Genomic DNA, 23,864 nt, shown 5'->3' with positions numbered 1-23,864 from the left:
GCCTATGCTGGCCTTTTTATTCAGCAAAAACTTGCCTTTCTTGCTTGGTATAGCAAAATACCGCCCTTGATTGTCACGAACGTGGCGATTCACTACGTAAGCATTGCCAAAACGGATTGGAGCAACCGACCCTTTATGTTGTTGATCATCGATAACTACGACTCTTTTACCTACAACCTTTACCAATACTTCTGCGAGCTTGGTGCAGACGTAAAGGTGGTGCGTAACGATGAAATCGATATCCAAGGCATTGAGGCGCTCAACCCAACTCATTTGGTGATCTCGCCAGGGCCATGTACGCCGAACGAAGCAGGTATTTCACTGAAAGCGATAGAACACTTCGCTGGTAAGCTTCCAATATTGGGTGTTTGCCTTGGCCATCAAGCGATAGCGCAAGTGTTTGGGGGTGAAGTGGTACGTGCACGACAAGTGATGCACGGTAAGACCTCATCGATTCATCACAACGGTCGTAGTGTGTTTAAAAATCTGAATAACCCACTCACGGTAACCCGTTATCACTCTCTTGTGGTGAAAAACGGTACTTTACCCGACGTGTTTGAACTGACTGCATGGACAGAACTGCCGGACGGAAGCATGGATGAAATAATGGGTTACCAACATAAAGCCTTGCCAATTGATGCGGTGCAGTTCCACCCAGAATCAATCAAAACTGAGCAAGGTCACGAGTTGCTTGCGAACTTTTTAGCACGCAAAGCGATCTGATCGCGATCACTTTTCTTAACAAATCATTCATCTTTTTGCTGAGGTGAGCGGATTGCAAAACTATGCGATTCTCTCGAGTCTCTTTGTCTATTCATGTCTTTTTAAACCTTCTATCCCCTGTATTACATAACATTTATAAAAAATCACTTCTCTATTTTACTTTCTTGATGCATAAATAGTCATAAGCAGTGATTAATGGAAGTTGCTTTCGAGAACGAAAAGAATAAATCACTATTGAAATGGTTAATTAAATGTAAATACAATGCCGCAATAGCTTAAATGCAAAACATTATTTGCTGGCAAAGAGAGCCGGTTAAATTCGCTTATCTGCTACGCATGCGGTATCAAGAAGGAATGTGCAATGACAACGGAAATTAAAGTAGAGCGCGGTTTATTCGATGAGGTAATGGTACCTTGCTATAACCCGATGGAAATGATCCCTGTTAAAGGTGAAGGTTCACGTGTTTGGGATCAGGAAGGTAATGAATACATCGACTTTGCTGGTGGTATTGCAGTGAGCTGTCTTGGCCATTGTCATCCAGTAATGGTAGACGCACTAACAGAGCAAGCTAACAAGCTTTGGCACTTAAGTAACGTTATGACGAACGAACCAGCCCTTCGTCTGGCGAAAAAGCTAACAGAAGTGAGTTTTGCTGAGCGAGTGTTCTTTGCTAACTCTGGCGCAGAAGCAAACGAAGCCGCTTTGAAGCTGGCACGTCGTTATGCAGCAGACGTTCATGGCACTGAGAAGTCTGAAATCATTGCATTCAAACAAGGTTTCCACGGTCGTACATTCTTTACCGTAACGGTTGGTGGCCAAGCTGCATACTCTGACGGTTTCGGTCCTAAGCCAGGCGACGTGACACACCTCCCTTACAACGATATCGAAGCTTTACAAGCGCACATGTCTGATCGTACTTGTGCGGTCATGATGGAGCCACTACAAGGTGAAGGCGGCATCGTGCCACCAACGCCTGAGTTCGCTCAAGCGGTTCGCGAGCTGTGTGACAAACACAACGCCTTACTGATCTTCGATGAAGTGCAAACTGGTAATGGCCGTACAGGTAACTTCTACGCTTACCAAGGTTTAGGTATCACGCCAGATATTCTAAGTACTGCGAAATCACTTGGTGGCGGTTTCCCAATCGGTGCAATGCTAACGACAGCAAAATTGGCAGAGCACATGAAAGTGGGCACTCACGGTTCTACATATGGCGGTAACCCACTAGCGTGTGCGGTTGCAGAAGCGGTTGTAAATGAAGTTACTAAGCCAGAGGTGTTGGCTGGTGTGCTAGAACGCGAAGCATTGTTCCGTGAAGGTCTAGAGAAGATCAACGCGAAGTACAACATCTTCTCAGAAGTGCGCGGTCAAGGCCTATTACTTGGCGCTGCACTAAATGAAGAATGGCAAGGCCGTGCGCGTGACGTGCTGGTTGCTGCAGGTAAACAAGGTCTCATGGTATTGGTTGCGGGTGCCAATGTCGTACGTTTCACACCATCACTCGTTATCACACAACAAGAAATTGAAGAAGGCTTGGCGAAACTGGATAAAGCGATCGCGACTTTAGTTTAAGCGCGATATCAGTTTAAACGTCAACGCAGACACCCCCGTCAAGGATCTCTGATGGGGGAATTGTTCCTACAATATAGTTAGGATCTTCTTGCATCTGGAGGGAGTATTGATGCTAGTAGTTCGCCCTATCGCGATGTCGGATTACGACGCACTGCACACTTGTGCGGTGGAGTCTGGTCACGGATTTACATCTCTACCGGTTAACGAAGAACTGTTAACCAATCGAATCAAACATTCAGAGTACAGCTTTGGTAAGCCAGATGTGGCAGAACCAGGCGATGAAGGCTACCTGATGGTTGGCTTTGACTCTGAAACGGGTGAGGTTGCGGGTACCACCGGAATCGAAGCATCTATCGGCTGGGATGTCCCATTTTACTCATATCACATTAGTAAAGTCGTGCACTCGTCGCCAAAGCTTGGCGTTAACAACGTCGTTAAACTGCTTACTTTTGGTAATAACTACACGGGTAACAGCGAAATTTGTACCTTGTTCTTGCGTGAGAAATTCCGCCAAGGTCTGAATGGTCGTCTAATGTCGAAGTGTCGTTTCCTAATGATGGCAGAGCACCCAGAGCGCTTCTCTGAAACGATCTTTGCGGAGATGCGTGGCGTTTCAGACGACGAGGGTAATTCACCATTCTGGCAATGGCTTCAAGAGCATTTCTTCTCTATCGATTTCACGCTTGCAGATTACCTGACAGGCATCGGCAAGAAAGGCTTTATCGCCGACTTGATGCCGAAACTGCCTATTTACATCAACCTGCTCAGCCCAGAAGCGCAAGCCGTGATTGGTCAAGTACATGACAACACGCGTCCAGCGCTGAAGCTGCTTGAGCGTGAAGGTTTTACCAACCGAGGCTACGTCGACATCTTCGATGGTGGCCCAACGGTTGAGTGTGATCTGCGTAATATTGAGTCGGTACGTCATTCATTCCGCGCGCAAGTCAAAATCTCTGGACATTCCAGCACACAAGACTTCTTGATGTGTAATTCATCTTTCGAGAACTTCCGTGCGACAGTCACTAAAGCGGCGTATGACGCAGAAACACAAAGCGTAATGATCGCACCAGACGTTGCGGATGCACTTTCGGTTGAAGAAGGGGATTTCGTTCGCCTTCTTCCGCAGTAACAGACGACAGAATTTAAGGATAGAAACAATGACACATTGGATTGCAGGTGAATGGGTACAAGGTCAGGGTGAAGCATTTACGTCTCTGTCGCCGTACAACCAAGAAGTGATCTGGCAAGGCAAAGGTGCAACGGCAGAGCAGGTGAACCAGGCGGTATCTGCAGCGCGTGAAGCGTTTATTGACTGGAAAAAGCGTCCATTTTCAGAGCGTGAGGCAATCGTGTTGGCTTTTGCGGAGAAAGTAAAAGAGAACAGCGAAAAAATCGCCGAAGTGATTGCCAAAGAAACCGGTAAGCCGATTTGGGAAACGCGCACTGAAGCAGCAGCCATGGCAGGTAAAATTGCCATTTCGATTCGCGCTTATCATGACCGCACTGGTGAGGCGAGCCGTGAAGCAGCAGGCAACCAAATTGTATTGCGTCATCGCCCATTGGGTGTGATGGCGGTCTTCGGTCCTTACAACTTCCCAGGCCACCTACCAAATGGTCACATTGTGCCTGCGCTACTGGCTGGTAACACGGTAGTCTTCAAACCGTCTGAGCAAACGCCATGGACGGGTGAATTGGCAATGAAGCTATGGGAAGAAGCCGGTCTGCCGAAAGGCGTGATTAACCTTGTTCAAGGCGCGAAAGAAACTGGTATCGCCCTAGCTGACGCAAAAGGCATTGATGGCGTACTGTTTACGGGTAGCGCGAATACGGGGCATGTATTACACCGTCAATTTGCGGGTCAACCAGGCAAGATGCTCGCACTAGAAATGGGTGGTAATAACCCGATGGTGATCTCTGATAAATATGGTGATTTGGATGCCACGGTTTACACCATCATCCAGTCAGCGTTTATCAGTGCTGGGCAGCGTTGTACGTGTGCTCGTCGTTTGTATGTGCCATTGGGTGAAAAAGGCGATGCGCTTATCACCAAACTCGTTGAAGCGACACGCAATATTCGCGTAGACCAACCATTTGCAGAACCTGCGCCATTTATGGGACCGCAAATTTCGGTCGCGGCAGCCAAGTTTATTCTTGATGCACAAGCTAATCTACAGTCTCTTGGCGGTGAAAGCTTGATTGAAGCGAAAGCAGGAGAGGCGGCGTTTGTTTCTCCTGGTATCATTGATGTAACGAACATTGCTGAGTTACCAGATGAAGAATACTTCGGCCCACTTCTGCAAGTGGTGCGCTACGAAGGATTAGACAAAGCCGTGGCGCTAGCAAACGATACGCGCTTTGGCTTATCTGCTGGTTTGGTTTCAACCGACGACCAAGAATGGGAATACTTCGTTGACCACATTCGTGCAGGAATCGTGAACCGTAACCGCCAGCTTACTGGTGCAAGCGGTGATGCGCCATTTGGTGGTCCGGGGGCGTCGGGTAACTTGCGCCCAAGCGCTTACTACGCAGCAGATTACTGTGCGTACCCAATGGCATCAATGGAAGGTCAAGAAACTGTCTTGCCTGCAACATTGAGTCCAGGTGTAGTGCTATAAGTTTTAATAATAGAGTCGCAACTATGCATTGCGGCTCACCTTGCCGGCGCATCATTTAGGTATGGGTTGTAGTGATCGTTGGCAGAACACGAAAAGTGAGCAAAGACTCGGAAAAGCGTGTTGACTGACTGGCATTTACCGTCACAGGTTGATGGTTGCTCGTTCATTATTCTGGACAACTTTTGTTGTGAACGAGCAGCCAACTTCCGCTTACCTTTAAACTCTACATCTCGTAACAAGGAGTCGTTATGACGCCCGATGTGTTATTTGAATCGCTATGGCAAGATTACATTCAACGTCTTTGCCCTTCGGCGGCTAAAGTGCATCAGCTGCTTCAAGAAGATGAGCCTCTGATTAATGATCATATAGCTTTACGTACCTTCAATATCGCGCCTCTTGGTATTGAAACTCTAGCTAAGCCATTTGTAGCTATCGGTTACAAGGCGTGTGGTGATTACGTTTTCGAAAGCAAAAAGCTGGTTGCTAAGCACTATGAGCACCCAGATCCGAAGCAACCTAAAGTATTTATTAGTGAGCTAAAAGTTGAAGAGTGCTCTCCTGAGCTACAAGAGATTGTGAAAAATTTGATGGCACAAGTCGATGTTGACAAGCTGAACGATAGCGCATTCTTACATGGTGGACGCTTGTGGGATTTAAGCTTTGCTGATTACCAAACGTTGGCTAAAGAAAGTGAGTACGCATCTTGGCTTGCGGCGCATGGTTACGGAGCAAACCACTTCACGGTGAGCGTTAACCAGCTCAATGAATATGAAGAAGTGAAGCAGGTAAACGATCATCTGCGTACCGCTGGGTTTACCATTAATGAAAATGGTGGTGAAGTGAAGGGCACTCCTGAGGTGTTGCTAGAGCAGTCATCGACCATGGCAGATAAAGTAGCGGTTCGTTTTAGCGAAGGCACTGAAATTATCCCTGGCGGGTTTTATGAATTTGCTAAGCGCTATCCGATGGAAAATGGTGATTTGTACCCAGGTTTCGTGGCCGCTTCAGCTGACAAAATCTTTGAAAGTACGAATGGCTAAGTTTTAGGGTTAACCTGTTAAGCTTACTCATTAGTGTTCGCTGCACCCTATCTCATTTGGTCATGAGCAAATAAAAAGCCACCAATGTTGCCATTGGTGGCTTTTATAATTTTGTTCGTGTCACTCTAGTTTGAGATTAACGAGTACCGTAAACCACGATGGTTTTACCGTGAGCAGAGATTAGGTTCTGCTCTTCTAGCATCTTCAAGATACGACCTACTGTCTCACGAGAACAGCCAACAATTTGACCGATTTCTTGACGAGTGATCTTGATTTGCATGCCGTCTGGGTGAGTCATTGCGTCTGGTTGTTTTGCAAGGTTCAGAAGCGTCTGAGCGATACGACCAGTTACGTCTAGGAACGCCAGGTCACCCACTTTTTGGCTAGTTACTTGAAGACGACGAGCCATCTGCGCAGAAAGACGCATTAGGATGTCTGGGTTTACTTGGATAAGCTGACGGAACTTCTTGAAAGAAATTTCAGCAACTTCACAAGGAGATTTAGCACGAACCCAAGCTGTGCGCTCTTGGTCTTCCTCGAATAGACCAAGTTCACCAATAAAGTCTCCTTGGTTTAGGTAAGAAAGGATCATCTCCTTACCTTCTTCGTCTTTGATAAGAACCGCAACAGAACCTTTAACGATGTAGTACAAAGTTTCTGCCTTTTCGCCCGCGTGAATTAGCGTGCTCTTTGAAGGGTACTTATGAATATGACAGTGTGAAAGAAACCACTCTAATGTTGGGTCGGTTTGAGGTTTACCTAGAACCATAATATCTCACTTCCTCTGCAGGGTACGCTTGCGCTATCCATATTTTAGCTAAGCCTGAATTAGGCCTACTAGAATAAGAGCACTTTTTATATGCTGCAAGCTCTCTTGTGTTTCGGTAAGAAATAGTATCCTTTTTCGAAAACGATTTCTTGATTTTAATCGTGCCATGATTGAGATTTTGTAAGCAAAACTGTGCACATGATCACGGTATGAAAAGTAAACATCTTCGCAGGCAGGTTTTTAGCCAATTTTCCCTGTTTCGATGAGCTGTTGTAGGATAGGCCGAACTATGAGCTCCATTGCAAAGCTCATCTTACCGCCGGGTACGACAATCGTGTTGTGGCGTGACATGAATGAGCCATCAATCATGGCCAGCAGATATGGGAAGTCGACATTCTTGATACCGCGTAGGCGAATCACCACAAAACTCTCATCCAAACTAGGGATGCCTTTTGCATTAAGTGGGTTGGAAGTATCAACGGTCGGTACGCGCTGGAAGTTGATGTGAGTACGAGAAAACTGCGGAGTGATATAGTTGAGGTAATCGTCCATGGATCGCACGATTGAGTCCATTACCGCTTCACGCGAATGGCCGCGATCGCGAGTGTCACGTACGAATTTTTGGATCCACTCTAAGTTCACAATCGGCACCATGCCAATTAAGAAATCCACATGTTGAGCAACATTAACATCGCCATCGACCACGCCACCATGTAACCCTTCATAAAACAGCACGTCGCTGTTTTCGGGTAAGTCTTGCCACGGTGTAAACGTGCCTGGCATTTGATTGTAGGGAACCGCTTCGTCAAACGTGTGCAGATAACGGCGCACGCTGCCAGTACCGTCATGCCCGAACTTACGGAAAAACTCTTCTAATCCCGGGAAGTCATTAGCTTGTGGGCCAAAGTAGCTAATGTGTCGACCTTGCTCGCGGGCTTTGCGAATTTCGATGTCCATTTCTGGGCGAGTAAAGCGATGGAAGCTATCGCCTTCAACCCATGCGGGTTTAACGTTCATCATATTGAACATTTTACGGAAGGCTTCAGATGTAGTGGTCGTGCCGGCACCGGACGAACCAGTAACCGCAATAATTGGGTGTTTAGCTGACATGACAAACCTTGTCGAAAATTACTTACCTGTAATGTGCAGTAGAGTTACTACTGCACGGTCGATATCCCACTATAGCACGTAACAATACCTTGTCATCGAGTGGGATACGGTAAAATGTGAAGGGTCTAAAATTTTGTTTTATGCTGAATATCGACGGTTTCGTGTAGCTCAGAGAACACGATAACCGCTTCACCTTTTTCCAATTGAGCTTTAACTTGATCAATTTTGTCTTGCAAAGAAACCTCGACGGTTCCGTAATCCGTTCCTTCGCGTAAGACGAATTCACGAATTAAGTTTTCCAATGTTTCCGGCGCAATGTCTTGCCATGGAATGATCATAAATACCTCTAACTTTTATGATGAGCGGCTAGTTTACTGCGTTCGTTGCTTGGATACAGCAGAAAGGTAATCTGCGGCGATACTTTCGTAATACGCGGGCAGCGCTTCCTCCAACCAAAACTTAGGTTTTAACGCCGTTCCTGTCAGGAAGCCAACATGGCCACCGTGCTCAAAGAGACGGTAATCAATGTTATCTGGCAGAACAAATTTCGGGATCACATCGTCGGTCATGAATGGATCGTCTTTGGCATGGATGATTAGTGTGGGTAGCGTGATTTGCTGTAGTTTACTTAAGCCAGAGCATTGGTCGTAATAATCTTGTGCGTCTTTAAAGCCGTGCAATGGTGCGGTGATCAAATCATCGAATTCATACAATCGTGTGACACGTTTTATTGAGTTGTAGGACAAAGCGAGCTCGCCATGCAATAGATGATGCTTTTGTAACGCGTTACGTTTCAGTGAAGAAAGCAGGTAACGGCGATACACTTTCGAAAAGCCTTGTTCAATACGGTTTGCACACGCAGCTAGGTCTAAAGGCGCCGAGATAATAGTCGCTGCATTCAAAATAGGGTGGTCTTTATATTGGGCTAAATAATTCGCCAACATGTTACCGCCAAGAGAAATACCAACTGCAACTTTGGGATTATCAGGAAAACGTTGTTCAAGGTGCTCTAGGAAGTAACGAGCATCCGTCACTTCACCCGAGTGGTAAGCTCGTGCTTTTTTGTTTGGTTTACCGCTGCAGCCACGAAAATGCATCATCACCGACAGCCATCCAGATTGAGCAAATGCATTCATTAACCCATTGGCATAAGGGCTATAGAAGCACCCCTCTAACCCATGAAATAAAACAAAAATCGGCTTTTTTTGTGCAGGCTCTTGGGTTGGGTCCTCGCTCCACGCGAGATCGAGAAAGTCGCCATCGGATGTATCGAGGGTTTGCCAAATCGGCGTAAACAACGCTTTTTTGCGAATAAAACGCGGCAAAAGCGTTTGGAGATGCGGGTTTTTGATCCCGGCGGCTGCGAAAAATTGTGTCATACCTAACTGCTCTTATGCGGTCCTTCGGTGTCCGTTGAAGAACTTATTAATATAATCCTTTATAAAGATTATAGGTATTCTACAGATTTATGGGCGTTTTGGTGGTTGAATGTTTGGCACCGGCATAGCAAAGGCTTGCTGCAAATGCTCCCCACCGAGTTGACGACAGTATCTCAACGTCAGTGGGTCACCATCATTTTTGAGTAGTGCAAGTGAGTTAATGCAGTCCACCAAATCCGCTTGTTGCTGCTTTTCTAGTTGCAGCTCAAACTGCAAGGTCTCACGATACAAAGCGTCATTGACTTGAGACTTAAGGTGGCGACGAAGGTCGCGAAAGGAGTGAAGTAAAGTTTCGCTCCTACCTAGACAGTCTTGCACCAAGGGCCAGTCTTTTTCTTGGAAAATGAGTTGCTGCTCATCGAGCCATCTGAGCAGCAGGAGTAGGTTCACGTTACCGTGATAATTGTTCTGTAATGATAAACACGCCTCTTTCACTTCTCGCACACCATAAAATTGCAGACTAAACTGCCAAAGGTGTTCTAGGGTGAGTGTGTATTCAGCGTGTTGATTACTCATTGATTAAACTCTAGCTCCATCTGCTCCAATGTTTCTTGAGCAGACATCCATTCCATTTCAATTTCTTCGAGCTCAGCCTTACTAGAAGCTTGAAGTGCCAGCACTTGGTTAAGTTTAGCTTTATTTTCGGCCGCATACAGTGAGTTGTCCGCCAATTGTTCTTCAGCTTCGGCCAGTGCAGCACCTAACTTATCCATTTTATTTTCTAGTTGTGTCAGCGTTTTGCGAATTGGCGCTGTCTGTTTTCGAAACTCTGCATCGCGACGTTTTTGCTCTTTCTTCGCGGCTGCGCTGTTGGCCGTATCTTTGCTTGGCTGCGCAGCCTGCGCTTCTTTGCGTTCCGCTCTTTGTTGTTCGGTTAACCATTTGTAATAGTCATTTAAGTCACCGTCGAACGGAGCAACTTGTCTATCATGCACTAAATACAAGTCATCGGTCGTAGCGCGCAGTAAATAGCGGTCGTGTGAAACAATCACCATCGCACCTTCGAATGTTTGCAGTGCCATCGTCAATGCCTGACGCATGTCCAAGTCTAAGTGGTTGGTCGGTTCATCAAGTAGCAACAGGTTTGGCTTTTGCCACACAATTAAAGCCAATACCAAACGGGCTTTTTCGCCACCAGAAAACGGCGCAACTTTTTCTAGTGCTTTGTCACCTTGGAAGCCAAAGCTACCTAGGTAATCACGTAGCTGCTGTTCGGTTTGATCGGGTGCGATTTGCATCATGTGTTGCAGCGGCGTTTCTTCAGGATGAAGCGTTTCTAACTGGTGCTGAGCGAAGTAACCAATTTTCACGCCTTGTGAGTAAGTTAGGTCACCACCTTGCGCGTTAAGTTCACCAGAGAGCAGCTTGATTAAGGTCGATTTACCCGCACCATTACGGCCGAGTAGACCAATACGACTGCCAGGAACCAAGTTCAAGCGGATCTTCTCTAAGATGAGGTTGTCACCGTAACCTGCAGATACTTCATCCATCATCATGATTGGGTTTGGCAGCGCAGCTGGCTCACGGAATTGGAAGCTAAATGGGTTATCGAATTGAGCTGGTAACACTTTCTCCATGCGCTCCAAAGCTTTAATACGGCTTTGAGCCTGGCGTGCTTTAGAGGCTTTGTAACGGAAGCGGTCGATGTAGCTTTGCATGTGAGACATCTGCTTCTGTTGCTTTTCAAACATCGCTTGTTGTAACACCATCTTTTGTGCGCGTTGGTTTTCGAATGACGAGTAGTTACCCGTGTATTCGTTCAGCTGCTGATTCTCGATGTGAATGATGCGACCAACAATTGGATCAAGGAAGTCACGGTCGTGCGAGATCAGAATCAGCGTGCCAGGGTAGTTTTGTAGCCAACGCTCTAACCACATTACCGCGTCCAAATCCAAGTGGTTGGTTGGTTCGTCGAGTAGCAGTAGATCAGAACGACACAATAGCGCTTGAGCCAAGTTAAGACGCATACGCCAACCACCCGAGAATTGGGTCAAACTCCAACTCATTTGCTCTTGGCTGAACCCTAAACCATCGAGCAGTTCTGCCGCGCGAGCGCGAATGCTGTAACCACCAATGGTTTCAATTTTACCGTGTATCTCGGCAACTAGGGTTCCGTTGTCTTGTGTTTCTGCTTCAGCTAACTGCTTTTCGAGAGCGCGGTATTCGCGATCACCATCAATGACGTATTCCAGTGCAGTGCGCTCTAGCGCAGGCGTTTCCTGTGCGACCCAGGCCAACTCCCAGTGTTGAGGTTGGCTAAATGAGCCAGCATCAATTGACAGTTCATCTTTCAGTAGGGCAAACAGCGTTGATTTACCGCAGCCGTTTTTGCCCACAAGACCGACTTTATCGCCAGGGTGAATAGTCGCAGAAGCTTGGTCTAAAAGAGGTTTACCGCCACGCAGTAACTGAATATCAGAGAAGGTAATCATAAAGTTTTCATTCACTTTGCGCAGTGCGCGTTGCTTGGTTACATAGCGAAGTGGTTTCAATCGTTTTTAAAGCCACTTGGGTATATATCTAGCGGTGAATAGTAGGGGTATTGACCGGAAAAGTCGATTGATTCGCTTTAATTGCATTATGCTGTACAAAAAAGTATAACAATTTGATAACGGATAAAAATAACCACAAGGACGACCATTTGGCTGTTGCACCGTCTATTCTCCCAAAAGTTCTGGTCATTTATGCTCATCCAGAGCCACATAACTCGATTGCCAATCAAGTGATGATAAAAAAAGCTCAGTCGCTTGATCACGTCACTGTGCACGATCTTTACGGTGTTTACCCTGATTTCTTTATTGATGTGAATTACGAACATGAGTTGTTGCTCGCTCACGATGTGATCGTATTTCACCACCCACTTTATATGTATTCATGTCCAGCCCTATTAAAAGAGTGGCTAGACCGAGTGTTAGGTAAAGGCTTTGCATTTGGCGGAGGTGCGGCGCTAGAAGGAAAATACTGGCGCAGTGTCATTACAACAGGTGGTAAAGAAGAAGCCTTCAGCGCGAAGGGGTACAACAAATACCCACTTGAGCAAATCTTGCAACCGTTTGAACTGACGGCAGCCCTATGCCAAATGCACTGGATTGAACCACTGGTGTTGTATTGGTCAAGAAATGTTTCAGATATTGAACGCTACGAACATGCCGAGTTATACCGTGGATGGCTGAGTAACCCACTTGAAAACTGGCAAGCGGCAGATCGAGGAGGTCAGTATGGCGATCACCAGTGAGTTTCTTCAAAGCAGTGTGGTCTTTCTTTCGGCTGCGGTTATTGCGGTGCCGATTGCTCAGCGCCTTGGGCTTGGCTCGGTTTTAGGTTATCTACTCGCTGGTGTGTTGATTGGCCCATGGGGGCTCGGCTTAATTAGCGACGTTGATGCCATTTTGCATTTTGCCGAGCTTGGGGTTGTGTTGTTACTGTTTTTGATAGGGCTGGAATTAAACCCTAAAAAATTGTGGCAGATGCGAGGGCCGATTTTAGGTTTAGGCGGTGCGCAGGTTGTGGTCACGACCGCCGTGATTGGTAGTGTCGTCAGTATGTTTGGCGTAAGCATGCAAGTGAGTTTGGTGATCGGGATGGGGTTGGCGCTGTCCTCGACGGCGATTGCGCTTAAAGTCATTGAAGAGCAAGGGCTTAATGGTACCGAAACGGGGCAATCTGGTTTTGCGGTGCTGCTCTTTCAAGATATTGCAGTGATCCCGATGCTGGCGATGTTGCCCTTGCTAGCAGGCGGGCATAGTGGTGGAAGTTGGTTGGATGTCTTCACTATTTTAGGCAGTGTGGTAGCACTGTTGATTGGAGGTCACTTTTTACTACGTCCGCTATTTCGTTTTGTCGTGATGAGTGGTGTTCGTGAGCTTTTTACCGTTGCTGCACTTTTAGTCGTGCTTGGCATTTCGGTCGTGATGCAAAAGCTCGGCCTTTCGATGGCATTGGGGACTTTTTTAGCAGGCGTTTTGCTGGCAGAGAGTGAGTATCGCCATGAGTTGGAAATCGCTATCGAGCCATTTAAAGGTCTGTTGTTGGGGTTATTCTTTATTGCGGTGGGCATGGCGGTAAACTTGGGGTTATTGGCATTACATCCTTTAGAGATTCTCGGTGCGGTGGTGGCTTTGGTCGTGGTTAAGGGTTTGGTTTTGTATGCATTGGCGAGAGCTGCCCGTGTCGGAGCCAAAGCGAGAAGCCGTATGGCTGCAATTTTGAGCCAAGGCGGTGAGTTTGCCTTTGTCATATTTACCGCGGCGAGCCAAGAGGGCATTTTGTCCAAAGAGCAAGTGGCGTTTCTGTTGGTGGTGGTCAGTCTATCCATGGTGACGACTCCTCTTTTGCTGATGGGACAAAAGAAGTGGTTTGCTCATACCCTGAATCAAGAAGAAGAGGGCATGACCACGAAAGTCGTGGATCGCCGACCACGCGTTATCATTGCAGGCTTTGGACGTTTCGGTCAGATCGTCGGACGTTTAATGTATGCCAATAAAATCAAAGTGACAGTATTAGAAAGTGATGCCAGCCAAATCCACCTATTACGTAAGTATGGTTACAAAGTGTTTTATGGCGATGCTACACAAATTGACCTATTGAGGGCTGCTGGCGCTGATAAAGCGGAAGCATTGATTATTTGTACTGATTCACCTGATGAGGTGATGGCCATCGTGGACATTTGTCGCGTGCACTTCCCGAAACTTAAGTTGTTAGCCCGAGCAAGAAGCCGTGTCGAGGCTTACCAGTTAATGAGTCATGGTGTAGAGAATTACTCTCGTGAAACATTTTTAGGGGCGCTAGATCTCGGTCGCCAAGCGCTCGTAGAACTGGGTATGCATCCTTATCAAGCAAAGCGGGCAGAAGCACATTTTCGCAAGTTGGATAATGCTATGCTTAAGGACTTATTGCCTCAACACAATGAAGATAAGAAATTGGCTCAAAGAGCGAAAGAGGCCCGCAAAGAGCTAGAAGAAATATTTGGTCGTGAAATGGAGAGCGACCATCAGTCACCTAATCATTGGAAGTAGTACTTGAGCCAAGACTCAAGCTAAGGAAATAGCGTGAAAATCAAGAAACGTTTTATTGCCGGCGCTAGCTGCCCAAATTGCAGCCAGCAAGATACCCTGCGCTGGTGGATTGAAAATAACATCGAATTAGTTGAGTGTGTCGAGTGTGAGTTTACAGAGCAGCGTAAACCACAATCTGTAGAGAAAAATAAACACTCAGATCAGGAAATGATCGGAATTTTTAAGCCGGAATAATTGAACTTCGATAATTGATCCCCATAATACACCCAGATATCTCAGTACTTAACCCCATTCAGGTTAAGTCAATTAATCTCCCTGGAGTTAGTATGAAAATTGAAAAGAACGTTGTTGCAAGCCTTGCATACAAAGTAATGATGGAAGACGGTGTCGTTGTTGATCAATCAACAGCAGAAGCACCTCTAGATTACCTTCACGGTCACAACAACCTAATCACAGGTCTTGAAAAAGAACTTGAAGGTAAAGTGGCTGGCGACAAGTTCTCAGTAACGGTAGCTCCTGAAGAAGCTTACGGTGAGCACAACGATGCGCTAGTACAGCGCGTTCCTGCGGACGTGTTCCAAGGCGTTGAGCAAATCGAAGTGGGCATGCGCTTCCTAGCTGACACTGACCAAGGTCCAATCCCTGTTGAAGTAACAGAAGTTGACGGCAACGAAGTGGTTGTTGACGGTAACCATATGTTAGCTGGTCAAACACTAACTTTCGAAGTAGAAGTTATGTCTACACGTGAAGCAACAGCAGAAGAGATCGAACACGGTCACATCCACCAAGGTGGTGGCTGTTGTGGTGGTCACGATCATGACCACGATCACGAAGAAGAAGGCGGCTGCTGTGGCGGCGGTAGCTGTGGTTCTCACTAATCATAAGCTCCTTCACTAGATAATCTTATCTAGCAAAGCTTTGAAAAGCGCAAGTTGAGTTTTCAACTTGCGCTTTTTGTTTATCTAAGGTGTAGTGCCAACCATACAAGGAATAACAGTTGGACAAAGTGATGACGAAACCTTTCTCGATTGCCATTCATGGTGGTGCGGGCACCATCTTGCGTGAACAGATGAGCGATGAGCTGCAACAATCCATCTTGGCGGATTTAGAAGCTGCGGTAAAAGCGGGACATCAAATTCTAGACACGGGCGGTGAAGCCTTAGATGCCGTCGTAGCGGCAGTGAAAGTATTGGAAGACTCTCCTAACTTTAATGCGGGTAAAGGCTCAGTGCTGACCAACAACGAAATGGTTGAAATGGACGCTTCTGTGATGGATGGGCGAAACCTTGCAGCAGGCGCGGTCGCTGGGGTTCGTCATATCAGAAACCCAATTGAGCTCGCTCGTGACGTGATGCGAAACAGCAATCATGTGTTGTTGGTGGGTGAGGGCGCAGAGAAGTTTGCTTTTGAGCAAGGCCATGAGTATACCGAGCAAGATTACTTCTTTACTGATCGCCGTTATGAGCAGTTGCTGTCTATGCGTGAGAAAGGACTGTTTGCTTTGTCGGAATCTCGTTACCCAGATGACCGTAAGCACGGTACGGTTGGTGCGGTAGCGTTAGATCAACAAGGCAACTTAGCCGCTGCCACCAGTACGGGTGGCGTGACGAATAAGAAATACAACCGAGTCGGAGATTCGGCTCTGATTGGTTGTGGTACGGTGGCCGAAAATGGCGTTGTTGCAGTTTCCACTACGGGTGTCGGTGAGTTCTTTATTCGTAAACGTGTTGCGGAAGACGTTGCAGCACGTATGCGTTACTTACAAGAAGATATTCATACGGCTTGTGAACACATTATCCAAGGTGATCTCAAACAGATAGGCGGAGAGGGCGGTTTGATTGCCATTGATGCTAAAGGTGAGATGCACTTTGCGATGAACAGTTCTGGCATGTACCGAGCAGGCATTAATACGCAAGGCGAGCTGAGCGTTAAAATCTACGCCGACGAATAGCTTCTTCTTGAGTACCTTCTTAAGTAATTAATACAACAAAGCCCAGAACATGTTCTGGGCTTTATGCTATTTGAGCCTGCATTTTAATAATGCGGTGGTGGGGTTTCTTCTGACGGATCGGCTAAATTCGACGAGTCCATATTTTTTACTTTACCTACCACATATTTCATCTGATCGAGCATCTTGGTAATTTGCAGTTGTTGCTGCGATAAAGCGCCGTTCAGATCTTCAATAGTCTGTTCTTGGAACGCAAGCTGACATTCTAAGTCATTAATGCGTGCTTCCAATTGCTGAATGATTTTTTCTGTCATGATCCGTTCTCTAACTGCCAAGCTTGGGCAATACCTGCTGAAGTAGCAGTAATTACGCGTTGTTTTGAATCAAAGGCTGCATCATACACGACCGCACGGGGAGGGCGAGTGTCTTTTTTGGGCTCCACTTCAAATCCACTCATTCGTTTTCCGGTTTGAGTATCCCATATCGACACACGGCCAGAAGGGCTTCCTGTGACTAGTTGAGTCCCGTCGTCAGAAAATCGTGCGGTAGAGAAAATTAATTGGCGTGACCAACTGCTCAACTGTGCGACTTCTTGTCCAGTTTTTAAATCCCAAACAATCGCTTGGTTTCCGCCATCAGATGTCATTGCTAATTTTCCATCTCTTTGCAAGGCCACGCGAACAATTCGTTGTTCATGTTCGAAGGTTCGTAGTACTTGTCCGGTTTCGGTGTCCCACAGATACGCTTTATAGTCATTACCTCCGGTTAGGGCGAAGCGCCCATTAGGAGAAATGGCCACGGAATTGACTTTTTCACGATGCGCAAGGAACTCCATGCGACGCCCGGTGACTAAGTTGACATAAATTGCTTTACCGTTGGATAACCCAAGCAGAACTTGTTCACCATTACTGGTGATATCAACGTCGCGAATGAGCGCATCAGAAATAGACCAAAGGCCTTCGGATTGCGTCCAGCCTAGGTCCCAAACTGCGAAGTTCATTTGGCTTGCTGTAATTGCGTAGCGACCATTGTCAGATATGCGGATATGGGAAACCACATTGGCATCGGCATCGAGTTCACCCAGGTTGGCTAGTTGTTCATTTTGCTCTAGGTCCCACAACATCAAATGACGCTGTTGAGAATAGAGCAGAGCAAACCGTCCATCTCTGCTAAGTGCGAAGCTCGTCGCACCTTGAGGTTCTATCGGCCAACGCTGCACTTCACGCTCGGCGAAAAAGCAACCATTTAACGTGGTGATGACAATTAAATATAGGAATAAATGAAAAATTCTTTGCATCACATCTAATAATCCGGTTTGTGTCTTAAGACATATAGCTAGTATATTGGTATAACGATTGTCTTCACTAGTCTCATAGAAGATTTGTGCACAACAACCAATGGCAGAGCCATTATTGGGAGAATTTAATGAAATCAGTTTTAAAAGTGTCGCTACTTGCTGCAACAGTTATGCTAGCGGTAGGTTGTCAGAAAGAAGAAACTAAAACAGAAACCGCACCTCAAGCAGAACAAGTTCAAGCAGAAACCGGTAAAGCGGTTCACTTTAAAACCGACGACGACAAAGCGGCATACGCAATCGGTGTTTCATTTGCTAACTACCTAAGCACAAGCATCGACAAGCCAAGCGAAATCGGCATTAATCTTAACAAAGATTTGGTACTAAAAGGTATCGAAGACGTCTTCAAAGGCAATGCTGAATTGAATGAAGAAGAAACACGTGCAGCACTAGAATCTCTAGACAAGCGTGTTGCAGAAAAGATGCAAGCACAAGCGGCTGAGAAAGCAGCTGAAGCGAAAAAAGCTGGCGATGATTTCCGTGCTGAGTTTGAGAAGCAAGAAGGCGTAGTGAAGACAGATACAGGTCTTCTATACCAAGTAATGACACCAGCTGAAGGTGAGAAGCCAAAAGACACTGATACGGTTCAAGTACACTACAAAGGTACTCTGATCGACGGTACTCAGTTCGACAGCTCATACGATCGTGGTGAACCTGCAACGTTCCCACTTAACCGTGTAATCCCAGGTTGGACAGAGGGTGTTCAGCTAATGCCTGTGGGTTCTAAATTCAAATTCGTTATCCCGCCAGAGCTAGCATACGGTGACCAAGACACACCAAGCATTCCTGCTAACTCAACGCTAGTATTTGAAGTTGAGCTGCTAAAAGTTGAGAACGACAACGCAGAGCAATAACAATAAGCTGCGATAAGTTATTGAAAAAGGTCCGTTTAACGGGCCTTTTTTGTTCTAGGTCACTAGTTGGTGAGTTTGCTAGGTTGCTTTTCAAATTTTCTGATAAACTTACACCAATTTGTTGATTTTTCGCTCGAAGGCTTATGACAACTACAGAAACAATAAACGCGGAGATGTTGCTCGAAATGGAATCCGTTAACGTGATGCCGTTTACCGAGCACGACAAAATCATTTTAAGATCTTATGAGGCGGTCGTGGATGGTATCGCCAGCCTGATAGGTCCATTTTGTGAAATCGTTCTTCACTCTCTAGAAGACTTAAATACCTCTGCAATTAAAATCGCTAACGGTGAAAACACGGGGCGCCAAGTCGGCTCACCAATCACTGATTTAGCGCTTAAGATGCTAAAAGACATCGAAGGCTCGGAGCGCAACTTCTCACGTTCGTACTTTACCCGTGCAAAAGGTGGCGTGTTGATGAAGTCGATTACTGTCGCTATTCGTAATGGCGAAAATCGCGTGATTGGTTTGTTGTGTATCAACGTCAACTTGGATGCGCCTTTCTCGCAAGTCCTTCAGTCTTTCATGCCGACGCAAGAAGCGAAAGAAGCGGCTTCCTCGGTCAACTTTGCTAGTGACGTAGAAGAGCTGGTGGACCAAACTGTTGAACGCACCATCGAAGAGATCAATGCGGATAAATCCGTGTCTAACAACACCAAAAATCGCCAGATCGTGATGGAGTTGTACGACAAAGGTATCTTCGATATTAAAGATGCCATCAACCGTGTCGCGGATCGCCTTAATATTTCAAAACACACCGTTTACTTGTACATTCGTCAACGTAAAACCGAGGATGATGAAAGGTGAGCAAACTGACTTACACGTTAGTGGTGAATGGTCCCGTTTATGGCAGCCAGTCAGCGCGCAGTGCTTATCAGTTCGCCAAAGCGGTGATAGAGCAAGGCCATCAGCTAGTGAGCGTCTTCTTTTATCAAGATGGTGTGACTAATGGTACTGCTTTGAGTGTGCCAGCTAACGATGAATTTGATCTCAATAAGGCGTGGCAGTCTTTGGCTAAAGAGCATGGTGTTCGCCTAGAAACTTGTGTCGCGGCCGCTTTGCGTCGCGGGATTGTAAGTGAAGAAGAAGCGAATCAACATGGTTTGGTTCAGAACAATCTAGCCGATGGTTTTGAACAAGCAGGCTTAGGTAGCCTAGCTGAAGCGATGTTAACCCAAGACAGAGTGGTACAGTTTTGAGTCAGTTAACTTATCTATTTCGTAGTGCGCCACATGGCAGTGCAGCTGGTCGTGAAGGTGTGGATGCACTGTTAGCCGCGTCGGCTTACTGTGAAGATATCAGCGTCATTTTCGTGGGTGACGGGGTATACCAGCTTCTACTCGGACAAAACCCCAACAATATTTTGAGTAAAGATTACGCGCCGATGTTAAAGCTTTTCGATTTATACGACATCGAACAAGTCTTTGTGTGTTCAGAGTCGTTAACCCAGCGAGGTTTGGCGCAAGCGGATTTAGTCATTGAAGCCCAAGCGTTAAGCTCAGAACAGCTCAAAGATAAGTTACAACACGCTGGCAAGCTACTGTCTTTTTGAGGAAGGTATGTTACACATCATAAAAACAGTCTCTGCTCTAGAAGACGCCATGCCCTTATGCAGTGAACAGGATGACATCTTACTTATAGAAGATGCAGTGTACGCTGCTAACTCGCAACATAAAGCATTTTCCCATCTAAAAAACCGCAGCGTATTTGTGTTAGAGAGCGATGCGCAAGCTCGCGGTATTGCAAATCGTATCAGTCCATCGCTGACGATTGTGAATTACTCAGGCTTCGTTGAACTAACAGCAAAACAGGATAAATCCCTAACTTGGGATTGAACAAGATTTGCTGTCGACAAAGCTTTACGGATGAATTGTTCTAATTGAACAAAAAAGATCCGTATATTTCTTGACACACCTCTCACTGCTGCATAGAATTTTGCGTCCCTAACTGCATTGGCAGTTGGGGATAGATTTTTCACAAAGCTTACTTTCAAGTAAATCAGGAGCTAGTTAATGGCAACTATTAACCAGTTGGTACGTAAGCCACGTGCAAAGCAAGTTGTTAAAAGCAACGTGCCTGCACTAGAAGCGTGCCCACAAAAACGTGGTGTATGTACTCGTGTTTACACTACTACACCTAAAAAACCTAACTCAGCACTTCGTAAAGTTTGTCGTGTACGTCTGACAAACGGCTTCGAAGTTACATCGTACATCGGCGGTGAAGGTCACAACCTTCAAGAGCACTCAGTTGTTCTAATCCGTGGTGGTCGTGTTAAAGACCTTCCAGGTGTGCGTTACCACACTGTTCGCGGCGCACTAGACTGTGCTGGCGTAAATGACCGTAAACAAGGTCGTTCTAAGTACGGTGTGAAGCGTCCTAAGTCTTAATGGATTCCGTTAAGTAAGGCCAAACACTAAATTATTTTTAATTTTTTGAAAAAACTGAAAAGTTTTGGATAAAACCTGAAGAAGACAACGGAGATAAATCCATGCCACGTCGTCGCGTCATTGGTCAGCGTAAGATCCTTCCAGATCCAAAATTCAAATCTGAATTGCTGGCAAAATTCGTTAACATCCTAATGGTTGACGGTAAAAAATCTACTGCAGAGAAAATCGTTTACACTGCACTAGATGCTATGGCTGAAAAGTCTGGTAAAGACCACTTAGCTATTTTTGAAGAAGCTCTTGAAAACGTTCGCCCAGCGGTAGAGGTTAAATCTCGCCGTGTTGGTGGTTCAACTTACCAAGTACCTGTAGAAGTACGTCCGGTTCGCCGTAACGCACTTGCTATGCGTTGGTTGGTTGAAGCTGCGCGCAAGCGTGGTGAAAAATCTATGGCTCAACGCCTAGCTGCTGAAATGCTAGACGCGTCTGAGAACAAAGGTACTGCGGTTAAGAAACGTGAAGACGTTCACCGCATGGCTGACGCAAACAAAGCGTTCGCTCATTACCGTTGGTAATACCTTCTGTGCTGCGAGGTTCTCTCGCAGCACTTTTCTATACTCTAAGGTACACCTTAGTAAGAGGATACAATCGTGGCTCGTAAAACTCCTATTGAGCTATACCGTAATATCGGTATCTGTGCTCACGTAGATGCAGGAAAAACAACCACAACTGAGCGTATTCTGTTCTACACTGGCCTTTCTCACAAAATCGGCGAAGTTCACGATGGTGCAGCAACCATGGACTGGATGGAGCAGGAGCAGGAGCGTGGTATCACTATCACATCCGCTGCGACTACTACATTCTGGCGTGGTATGGAAGCACAGTTCCCTGAGCATCGCGTAAACATCATTGATACCCCTGGACACGTTGACTTTACTATCGAAGTAGAGCGTTCTCTTCGTGTACTTGATGGTGCTGTGGTTGTGTTCTGTGGCTCATCTGGTGTTGAACCTCAGTCTGAAACTGTATGGCGTCAAGCAGACAAATACCACGTTCCACGTTTGGTATTTGTAAACAAGATGGACCGTGCGGGCGCAGACTTCCTACGCGTTGTGAACCAAATTAAGAATCGTCTTGGTGCGACTCCTGTTCCAATCCAGCTGAACGTTGGTGCGGAAGATGAGTTCAGAGGTGTCATCGACCTTATCAAGATGAAAATGATCAACTGGAATGATGCCGATCAAGGCACTTCGTTTACTTACGAAGACATCCCGGCTGACATGATTGAACTTGCTGAAGAGTGGCGCAACCACATGGTTGAATCCGCTGCTGAAGCTAGCGAAGAGCTGATGGACAAGTACCTTGAAGAAGGTGAATTGACTGAAGCTGAGCTCAAACAAGCTCTACGTACTCGCACACTAAATAACGAAATCGTACTGGCTACTTGTGGTAGTGCGTTCAAGAACAAAGGTGTTCAAGCGGTACTGGATGCAGTAGTTGAGTTCTTGCCATCGCCTGTTGACGTACCTGCAATTAAAGGTGTCGACGAAAGAGAAAATGAAGTTGAGCGTCATGCTGACGACAACGAACCTTTCTCAGCGCTAGCGTTTAAGATTGCGACTGACCCATTCGTGGGCACGCTAACTTTCATGCGTGTTTACTCCGGTGTTGTAAACTCGGGTGACGCTGTTTACAACTCAGTAAAAGAGAAGAAAGAGCGTTTCGGTCGTATCGTTCAGATGCATGCGAATAAGCGTGAAGAAGTGAAAGAAGTTCGCGCTGGTGATATTGCAGCTGCTATCGGTCTGAAAGACGTAACAACAGGTGACACACTGTGTGATCAGAACCACAAAGTGATTCTAGAGCGCATGGAGTTCCCTGAACCAGTTATTCAGATTGCTGTAGAGCCTCGTTCTAAGGCAGACCAAGAGAAAATGGCTATCGCGCTAGGTAAACTAGCAGCGGAAGATCCATCATTCCGCGTGGAAACGGACGACGAATCAGGTCAGACTCTGATCTCAGGTATGGGTGAACTTCACCTAGACATTATCGTTGATCGTATGAAGCGTGAATTCAGCGTTGATTGTAACGTTGGTAAACCTCAGGTTGCTTACCGTGAAACCATTCGTGGTAAAGCGGAAGTTGAAGGTAAGTTTGTTCGTCAATCAGGTGGTCGTGGTCAATACGGTCATGTTTGGGTCAAACTTGAGCCTTCAGAGCCTGGTGAAGGTTTCGTATTCGTAGACGAAATCGTGGGCGGTGTGATTCCTAAGGAATACATCAGTTCGGTATCGAAAGGTATCGAAGAGCAAATGAATAGTGGTGTTCTAGCGGGTTACCCTGTACTAGATATTAAAGCTACACTATTTGATGGTTCTTACCACGATGTAGACTCAAGCGAGATGGCGTTTAAGATCGCTGGCTCGATGGCATTCAAGAAAGGTGCACTAGAAGCACAACCTGTGATTCTAGAACCTATGATGAATGTCGAAGTAACCACTCCGGAAGACTGGATGGGTGACGTTGTTGGTGACCTAAACCGTCGTCGCGGTATCATTGAAGGCATGGACGAAGGTGTGGCTGGTCTTAAGATCATCCGTGCTCAAGTACCACTATCCGAAATGTTCGGTTACGCAACTGATCTACGTTCTGCAACTCAAGGCCGTGCGTCTTACTCTATGGAGTTTCACGAGTACGCTGAAGTGCCGAAAAACTTCGCAGATAAAATTATTGCAGAGCGTGGTTACTAATTGACGATTGAACTGCAAAAAGTTTACGACTTTTTGCGAGATCAGGGCGTCCAAATATTGCGCTAACGGGCGTTGGCGCATAAAATAACAATTTCTGGCGCGTCGTCGATCAATAATGATCACGACGAATCATAACTAGGAAGGAACACGATCGTGTCTAAAGAAAAATTTGAACGTACGAAACCGCACGTTAACGTTGGTACTATCGGCCACGTTGACCACGGTAAAACA

General features: G+C 46.2%; 26 protein-coding genes. 18 read left to right on the top strand and 8 right to left on the bottom strand.

The window, feature by feature from the left end:
* Nucleotides 1-135: 135 nt before the first annotated feature.
* The 5 genes from R7O03_RS20590 (at nucleotide 136) to R7O03_RS20570 (ending at nucleotide 5,951) form a co-directional block, all read left to right on the top strand.
* Nucleotides 136-723: an aminodeoxychorismate/anthranilate synthase component II gene (locus R7O03_RS20590; protein ID WP_137282517.1), complete on the top strand. Its 588-nt coding sequence runs from the start codon at nucleotides 136-138 to the stop codon at nucleotides 721-723.
* Between the two features lie 361 nt (nucleotides 724-1,084).
* Complete coding sequence (locus R7O03_RS20585; protein WP_042523636.1) at nucleotides 1,085-2,296, top strand: aspartate aminotransferase family protein; 1,212 nt, start codon at nucleotides 1,085-1,087, stop codon at nucleotides 2,294-2,296.
* Between the two features lie 109 nt (nucleotides 2,297-2,405).
* Complete coding sequence (gene astA, locus R7O03_RS20580; protein WP_042523637.1) at nucleotides 2,406-3,425, top strand: arginine N-succinyltransferase; 1,020 nt, start codon at nucleotides 2,406-2,408, stop codon at nucleotides 3,423-3,425.
* A gap of 28 nt (nucleotides 3,426-3,453) precedes the next feature.
* Complete coding sequence (astD, locus tag R7O03_RS20575) at nucleotides 3,454-4,911, top strand: succinylglutamate-semialdehyde dehydrogenase (protein ID WP_025768787.1); 1,458 nt, start codon at nucleotides 3,454-3,456, stop codon at nucleotides 4,909-4,911.
* A 248-nt stretch (nucleotides 4,912-5,159) separates the two neighbouring features.
* Nucleotides 5,160-5,951 carry a DUF1338 domain-containing protein gene (locus tag R7O03_RS20570; RefSeq protein ID WP_136977021.1) on the top strand — a complete coding sequence of 264 codons (792 nt, stop codon included), beginning with the start codon at nucleotides 5,160-5,162 and terminating at the stop codon, nucleotides 5,949-5,951.
* 136 nt (nucleotides 5,952-6,087) lie between these two features.
* Here R7O03_RS20570 and crp read toward each other — a convergent pair whose 3' ends face one another.
* The 6 genes from crp to R7O03_RS20540 all read right to left on the bottom strand — a co-directional run bounded on the left by crp (nucleotide 6,088) and on the right by R7O03_RS20540 (nucleotide 11,701).
* A complete protein-coding gene (gene crp, locus R7O03_RS20565; RefSeq protein WP_005381432.1) occupies nucleotides 6,088-6,720 on the bottom strand; it encodes a cAMP-activated global transcriptional regulator CRP in 633 nt (210 codons plus the stop codon).
* A gap of 240 nt (nucleotides 6,721-6,960) precedes the next feature.
* Nucleotides 6,961-7,830: a phosphoribulokinase gene (locus tag R7O03_RS20560; protein WP_005381434.1), complete on the bottom strand. Its 870-nt coding sequence runs from the start codon at nucleotides 7,828-7,830 to the stop codon at nucleotides 6,961-6,963.
* Between the two features lie 125 nt (nucleotides 7,831-7,955).
* The gene (locus R7O03_RS20555; protein WP_005382815.1) at nucleotides 7,956-8,168 is read right to left on the bottom strand and encodes a YheU family protein; all 213 of its coding nucleotides are present in this window, start codon (nucleotides 8,166-8,168) and stop codon (nucleotides 7,956-7,958) included.
* 33 nt (nucleotides 8,169-8,201) lie between these two features.
* Nucleotides 8,202-9,209, bottom strand: coding sequence for a hydrolase (locus tag R7O03_RS20550; protein ID WP_033907159.1), 1,008 nt, complete (start codon nucleotides 9,207-9,209; stop codon nucleotides 8,202-8,204).
* Nucleotides 9,210-9,296: 87 nt separating this feature from the next.
* Nucleotides 9,297-9,785, bottom strand: a complete 489-nt coding sequence (locus tag R7O03_RS20545; protein ID WP_005382813.1) for a TIGR02444 family protein — start codon at nucleotides 9,783-9,785, stop codon at nucleotides 9,297-9,299.
* Nucleotides 9,782-11,701, bottom strand: a complete 1,920-nt coding sequence (locus R7O03_RS20540; RefSeq protein WP_042523641.1) for an ABC transporter ATP-binding protein — start codon at nucleotides 11,699-11,701, stop codon at nucleotides 9,782-9,784. Before R7O03_RS20540 ends, R7O03_RS20545 begins: the two co-directional genes overlap by 4 nt.
* A gap of 209 nt (nucleotides 11,702-11,910) precedes the next feature.
* On the opposite strand from R7O03_RS20540, the gene kefG reads away from it, so the two are divergent.
* The 5 genes from kefG (at nucleotide 11,911) to R7O03_RS20515 (ending at nucleotide 16,235) form a co-directional block, all read left to right on the top strand.
* Nucleotides 11,911-12,504 carry a glutathione-regulated potassium-efflux system ancillary protein KefG gene (gene kefG, locus R7O03_RS20535; RefSeq protein WP_005381444.1) on the top strand — a complete coding sequence of 198 codons (594 nt, stop codon included), beginning with the start codon at nucleotides 11,911-11,913 and terminating at the stop codon, nucleotides 12,502-12,504.
* Nucleotides 12,488-14,284, top strand: a complete 1,797-nt coding sequence (kefB, locus tag R7O03_RS20530) for a glutathione-regulated potassium-efflux system protein KefB (protein ID WP_017633740.1) — start codon at nucleotides 12,488-12,490, stop codon at nucleotides 14,282-14,284. The genes kefG and kefB overlap by 17 nt, the downstream gene beginning before the upstream one ends.
* Nucleotides 14,285-14,317: 33 nt before the next feature.
* Nucleotides 14,318-14,518: a YheV family putative zinc ribbon protein gene (locus R7O03_RS20525; protein WP_005381449.1), complete on the top strand. Its 201-nt coding sequence runs from the start codon at nucleotides 14,318-14,320 to the stop codon at nucleotides 14,516-14,518.
* A gap of 92 nt (nucleotides 14,519-14,610) precedes the next feature.
* Complete coding sequence (gene slyD, locus R7O03_RS20520) at nucleotides 14,611-15,162, top strand: peptidylprolyl isomerase (RefSeq protein ID WP_005381451.1); 552 nt, start codon at nucleotides 14,611-14,613, stop codon at nucleotides 15,160-15,162.
* Nucleotides 15,163-15,293: 131 nt separating this feature from the next.
* Nucleotides 15,294-16,235 carry an isoaspartyl peptidase/L-asparaginase gene (locus R7O03_RS20515; protein WP_318131981.1) on the top strand — a complete coding sequence of 314 codons (942 nt, stop codon included), beginning with the start codon at nucleotides 15,294-15,296 and terminating at the stop codon, nucleotides 16,233-16,235.
* Between the two features lie 83 nt (nucleotides 16,236-16,318).
* On the opposite strand, the gene R7O03_RS20510 is transcribed toward R7O03_RS20515, so the two are convergent.
* A complete protein-coding gene (locus R7O03_RS20510; protein ID WP_005381455.1) occupies nucleotides 16,319-16,546 on the bottom strand; it encodes a SlyX family protein in 228 nt (75 codons plus the stop codon).
* Nucleotides 16,543-17,529 carry a WD40 repeat domain-containing protein gene (locus tag R7O03_RS20505; protein WP_213896550.1) on the bottom strand — a complete coding sequence of 329 codons (987 nt, stop codon included), beginning with the start codon at nucleotides 17,527-17,529 and terminating at the stop codon, nucleotides 16,543-16,545. The genes R7O03_RS20510 and R7O03_RS20505 overlap by 4 nt, the downstream gene beginning before the upstream one ends.
* A gap of 128 nt (nucleotides 17,530-17,657) precedes the next feature.
* Between R7O03_RS20505 and fkpA the strand changes: the two genes are divergently transcribed.
* The 8 genes from fkpA to fusA all read left to right on the top strand — a co-directional run bounded on the left by fkpA (nucleotide 17,658) and on the right by fusA (nucleotide 23,633).
* On the top strand, nucleotides 17,658-18,440 hold the full coding sequence (gene fkpA / locus R7O03_RS20500) for an FKBP-type peptidyl-prolyl cis-trans isomerase (protein WP_017821751.1): 783 nt from the start codon (nucleotides 17,658-17,660) through the stop codon (nucleotides 18,438-18,440).
* Between the two features lie 143 nt (nucleotides 18,441-18,583).
* Nucleotides 18,584-19,306 (top strand): transcriptional regulator, encoded by a 723-nt coding sequence (locus R7O03_RS20495; RefSeq protein WP_005382804.1) that lies wholly within the window; start codon nucleotides 18,584-18,586, stop codon nucleotides 19,304-19,306.
* A complete protein-coding gene (gene tusD / locus R7O03_RS20490) occupies nucleotides 19,303-19,698 on the top strand; it encodes a sulfurtransferase complex subunit TusD (protein ID WP_017821752.1) in 396 nt (131 codons plus the stop codon). Before R7O03_RS20495 ends, tusD begins: the two co-directional genes overlap by 4 nt.
* The gene (gene tusC / locus R7O03_RS20485; protein ID WP_213898832.1) at nucleotides 19,695-20,051 is read left to right on the top strand and encodes a sulfurtransferase complex subunit TusC; all 357 of its coding nucleotides are present in this window, start codon (nucleotides 19,695-19,697) and stop codon (nucleotides 20,049-20,051) included. The genes tusD and tusC overlap by 4 nt, the downstream gene beginning before the upstream one ends.
* A 7-nt stretch (nucleotides 20,052-20,058) precedes the next feature.
* A complete protein-coding gene (gene tusB, locus R7O03_RS20480) occupies nucleotides 20,059-20,334 on the top strand; it encodes a sulfurtransferase complex subunit TusB (RefSeq protein ID WP_005382799.1) in 276 nt (91 codons plus the stop codon).
* 177 nt (nucleotides 20,335-20,511) lie between these two features.
* On the top strand, nucleotides 20,512-20,886 hold the full coding sequence (gene rpsL / locus R7O03_RS20475) for a 30S ribosomal protein S12 (protein WP_004399892.1): 375 nt from the start codon (nucleotides 20,512-20,514) through the stop codon (nucleotides 20,884-20,886).
* A 101-nt stretch (nucleotides 20,887-20,987) separates the two neighbouring features.
* Complete coding sequence (gene rpsG, locus R7O03_RS20470; protein ID WP_005382796.1) at nucleotides 20,988-21,458, top strand: 30S ribosomal protein S7; 471 nt, start codon at nucleotides 20,988-20,990, stop codon at nucleotides 21,456-21,458.
* Between the two features lie 75 nt (nucleotides 21,459-21,533).
* Nucleotides 21,534-23,633 (top strand): elongation factor G, encoded by a 2,100-nt coding sequence (gene fusA, locus R7O03_RS20465; RefSeq protein ID WP_005382794.1) that lies wholly within the window; start codon nucleotides 21,534-21,536, stop codon nucleotides 23,631-23,633.
* Nucleotides 23,634-23,864 lie beyond the last annotated feature (231 nt).

Origin of the sequence: Vibrio sp. Vb2960, from assembly GCF_033337665.1 — a bacterium.
Classification (GTDB): Bacteria; Pseudomonadota; Gammaproteobacteria; order Enterobacterales; family Vibrionaceae; genus Vibrio; species Vibrio alginolyticus.
The sequence above is the reverse complement of the archived record's forward strand: the minus strand, read 5'-3'. Positions and strand labels throughout refer to the sequence as shown.